Here is a 3790-nt window from a genome sequence, read left to right as displayed (position 1 = left end):
GCGTCCAGCTTCACCCGCTGGTAATCATGCACGTTGTTGCTCACGGCGCCGTAGGGAACCTCGGCGGCGTCGAGCGCGTCCAGCAGCGGTCCCACGTCCTCGAACGCGCGGATGTAGCTGTGCTGGAGGCTGGCGTAGGAGCTCACCCAGTGGTGGGCCTGTTCGCCGTCTTCGAGTTCGACGCCGAAGTGCCCCAGGGCCGCCCGGCCGCGGAGCAGGCGTTGTTCATTGAACGTCAGCTCCCCGGCCAGGTAGCGGTCGTAGAAGTGGGTTGTCTCCCGGGTGAAGATCCGCCCGAACCGCTCCCAGCCGGCCTCGTCCAGGCCCGGCAGGAGGTGGCCGCTGACATCGCGCAGGGCCGTTGTCATGGCGAACTCGAGGTCCACCAGGGTGTCGTCGATGTCGAACAGCACCCCGCGGATGCCCTCGAGTCCGGCCGCAAGCACGCCGGTCCCGGCCCCGCCGTTCATCAGCCGCGGAAGGCGCGCAGGCGCGCCAGGGACGAGTCCTTGCCGAGGATCACCATGGACTCGAACAGCGGCGGGGAAATCCGCCGGCCGGAGACTGCCGTGCGGACGGGGCCGAACGCGAGACGCGGTTTGACGCCGAGCCCCTCCACGAGGGCCTCCTTCAGCGCTGCCTGGATGTTCTCCGCCGTCCAGTCCGTCACCGGTTCCAGGGCGGCGAGGGCGGCGTCAAGGACCTCGGTGAGGTTCGCAGGCAGGCCCTTGCGGGCGTCGTCGGCGACGTCGATCGCGTCATCGGCCTTGAAGAGGAAGGCCAGCATCTCCGGGGCTTCGCCGAGCAGGGAGATGCGTTCTTGGATGAGCGGTGCGGCTTCGGCCAGGATGGCGTCCTCGCGGGGGGTCAGGGTCTCGCCCACCAGCCCTGCGGCCTGCAGGTACGGCACCAGGCGGCCGCGGAAATCCTCGGGAGCGAGCATCCGGATGTGGGTGCCGTTGATCGCTTCGGCCTTCTTGATGTCGAAGCGGGCCGGGTTGGCCAGCACGTCGTTGACATCAAAGTGCTCGATCAGCTGCTCGACGGTGAAGATGTCCTCGTCSGCGGASAGGCTCCAGCCCAGCAGSGACAGGTAGTTCAGCAGGCCYTCGGGRATGAAGCCGCGGTCSCGGAGCAGGAAGAGGTTGGACTGCGGGTCGCGCTTGGACAGCTTCTTGTTGCCCTCGCCCATCACGTACGGCAGGTGGCCGAACACGGGCAGGTAGCTGGCCACCCCGATCTCCATCAGGGCACGGAAGAGCACCACCTGGCGGGGCGTAGAGGACAGCAGGTCCTCGCCGCGCAGCACGTGGGTGAYGCCCATAAGGGCGTCATCGACCGGGTTGACCAGTGTGTAGAGCGGCGAGCCGTCGGCCCGGACGATCACGTAGTCGGGGATGCTGCCGGCTTTGAAGGTGATGTCGCCGCGCACCATGTCGGTGAACGTGACGTCCTCGTCGGGCATSCGRACGCGCAGCACCGGCTKGCGGCCYTCGGCCTTGAASGCCGCSAGCTGSTCCTCGGAAAGKTCGCGGTCRAAGTTGTCGTASCCCAGCTTGGGGTCGCGGCCGGCRGCSCGGTGGCGGGCYTCGACTTCCTCCGGCGACGAGTAGCACTCGTAGGCGTAGCCGGCCTCCATCAGCTTGGCGACGACGTCCTTGTAGAGGTCCAGGCGCTGCGACTGGCGGTACGGCTCGTGCGGGCCGCCCACCTCGACGCCTTCCTCCCAGCTGATGCCCAGCCACTTGAGTGCCTCCAGCAGCTGCTGGTAGCTCTCCTCCGAGTCACGTGCGGCGTCAGTGTCCTCGATGCGGAACACGAACGTGCCCTTGGTGTGCTTGGCGTGGGCCCAGTTGAAGAGGGCCGTGCGGATCAAGCCGACGTGGGGGGTGCCGGTCGGCGAGGGGCAGAACCGGACCCGGACAGGGGTTTCGGCAGTGACTTCGCGGGTGGCTTCACGGGTCAGTTCCGTGGTGGCAGTGCTGGAGACGGCGTCGGGTGCGGTGGGAGTAGTCATAGTGATACCAACTTTACCGCGTGCACCGAGCCGCTTTCGGCTCGAAAAAGGACGGCCGCACCGTGGATCCACAGTGCGGGATCCACGGTGCGGCCGTCCTGGCGGCTTTCCCTGTTGCGGTACCGGCTAGCGGCGGACCACCGGGTTGGAGAGGCGGCCGATACCTTCGATCTCGACCTCGAAGCGGTCGCCGGCTTCGACCAGGCCGACGCCGGCCGGGGTGCCGGTCATAATGACGTCGCCGGGGAGCAGGGTGAACGCCTGCGAGACGACGGAAACCAGTTCGCGGACGCCGCGGATCATCTGGCTGGTGCTGCCGTCCTGCCGGAGGTCGCCGTTGAGCCGGCCCTGGATCTTCAGGTCCTCGGTGTCCAGTTCCGTCTCGATCCACGGGCCGAGCGGCGCCGAGGTGTCAAAGCCCTTCGCACGGGCCCACTGCAGATCCGTTTTCTGGACGTCGCGCGCCGTGAGGTCGTTGCCGCACGTGTAGCCGAAGACGACGTCGTCGACCCGTTCCTCCGGTACGTCCTTGCAGATGCGGCCGATCACGACGCACAGCTCTGCTTCGAAGGAAATCTCCTCGGAAAACTCGGGAAGGATAATCGGATCGTTGGGCCCGATCACTGAGGTGTTGGGCTTGAGAAACAGCAGCGGCTGCGCCGGCACCTCGTTGCCCAGCTCGTGGGCGTGTTCCACGAAGTTGCGTCCGACGCCGATCACCTTACTGCGCGGGATGATGGGGGCCAGGAGGCGGACGTCCTCCAACTTATGCTTGACGGCAGTCCGCTCCACACCGTGGAAGAAGGGGTCACCGTTGATGACAGTGATTTCCTCACTGCCGGGCTGGCCTTCAACAATGCCGTACATGGGATCAGAATCGACTACAAACCGGGCGATACGCATGGTTCCAACCCTACCGTCTCGGCGGAACGGAGCGCAGATAGTCCAACTGTGCGGCGACGGAGAGTTCCGCCGCCGGACGGACTGCCGGGTCGACGGCGGCGTACACCGCGTCAGCCACTTCCTGCACCCCGGCCTCGGCACCCAGTTCCTCCAGCGCGGCCCGGATCTGGCCGAGCCGGTCCTGCCGGTGGTCGCGGTAGGCCCGGACGATGCTGTCGAGCGCCGGAAGCAGGGGTCCGTGAGCCGGCAGGACGGTGGCAGGGCCCAGATCTTCAAGCCGGTCCAGGGAGTCGAGGTAGTCCCCCAGCTTCCCGTCCGGGTAGTCCAGGACCGTGGTGCCGACGCCGAGGATGGTGTCGCCCGTAAGGACCGCACCGTGGGGCCCGTCGGCGGGCAGGTGGAAGCAGACGGAATCGGAAGTGTGGCCCGGCGTCGCGAGGACCCGTATTTCGACCCCGGCGGCGTGCAGGACTTCCCCGGCCCGCAGCGGCTCCCCGCCGTGGCAGTGAGCCGGGTCGGCGGCGCGGACCGGCGCCCCGGTGAGTTCGGCAAAGCGCGCGGAGGCGGCGGTGTGGTCGGCGTGGCGGTGCGTGATCAGGACGAGTTCGACGGCGCCGTAGCGCATCAGTTCCCGCAGGTGGTCCTCATCAAGCGGCCCCGGGTCAACCACCACCACGCGGCTCGAACCGGGCGCCGCCACGACGTAGGAGTTGGTGCCGTGCAGGCTCATGGGGCCGGGGTTGGGGGCCAGCCGGAACCTCGTCAGTTCGGTGCTGCGGACCAGGGCGCGGTCATCATCGGGGATCACCATTCCATCTTCCCACCGCGGCGTTCAAACGAGCAGCAGCAGGAGAATCACGACGGCGGCCC

General features: G+C 67.7%; 4 protein-coding genes. All 4 read right to left on the bottom strand.

Annotated features, from left to right (window positions below):
• Positions 1-470 (bottom strand): HAD family hydrolase (locus tag AC1DHD_RS14795; protein WP_476880442.1); only part of this gene is annotated, 470 nt, incomplete at its 3' end.
• Positions 470-2017, bottom strand: a complete 1548-nt coding sequence (gene gltX / locus AC1DHD_RS14790) for a glutamate--tRNA ligase (RefSeq protein WP_476880441.1) — start codon at positions 2015-2017, stop codon at positions 470-472. The genes gltX and AC1DHD_RS14795, both read right to left, overlap by 1 nt.
• Before the next feature lie 126 nt (positions 2018-2143).
• Positions 2144-2920, bottom strand: a complete 777-nt coding sequence (locus AC1DHD_RS14785) for a fumarylacetoacetate hydrolase family protein (RefSeq protein WP_476880440.1) — start codon at positions 2918-2920, stop codon at positions 2144-2146.
• A gap of 10 nt (positions 2921-2930) precedes the next feature.
• Entirely contained in the window at positions 2931-3731 is an 801-nt protein-coding gene (locus tag AC1DHD_RS14780; RefSeq protein ID WP_476880439.1) for an MBL fold metallo-hydrolase, read from the bottom strand.
• Positions 3732-3790: the final 59 nt, after the last annotated feature.

The sequence above is a fragment of the Arthrobacter sp. 05L45_2 genome, assembly GCF_056397525.1.
The sequence above is the reverse complement of the archived record's forward strand: the minus strand, read 5'-3'. Positions and strand labels throughout refer to the sequence as shown.

Bases quoted from the DNA above. Each gene is read 5' to 3' on its own strand.
- AC1DHD_RS14785 (WP_476880440.1), bottom strand. From the start codon at position 2,920: ATGCGTATCGCCCGGTTTGTAGTCGATTCTGATCCCATGTACGGCATT.
- AC1DHD_RS14780 (WP_476880439.1), bottom strand. From the start codon at position 3,731: ATGGTGATCCCCGATGATGACCGCGCCCTGGTCCGCAGCACCGAACTG.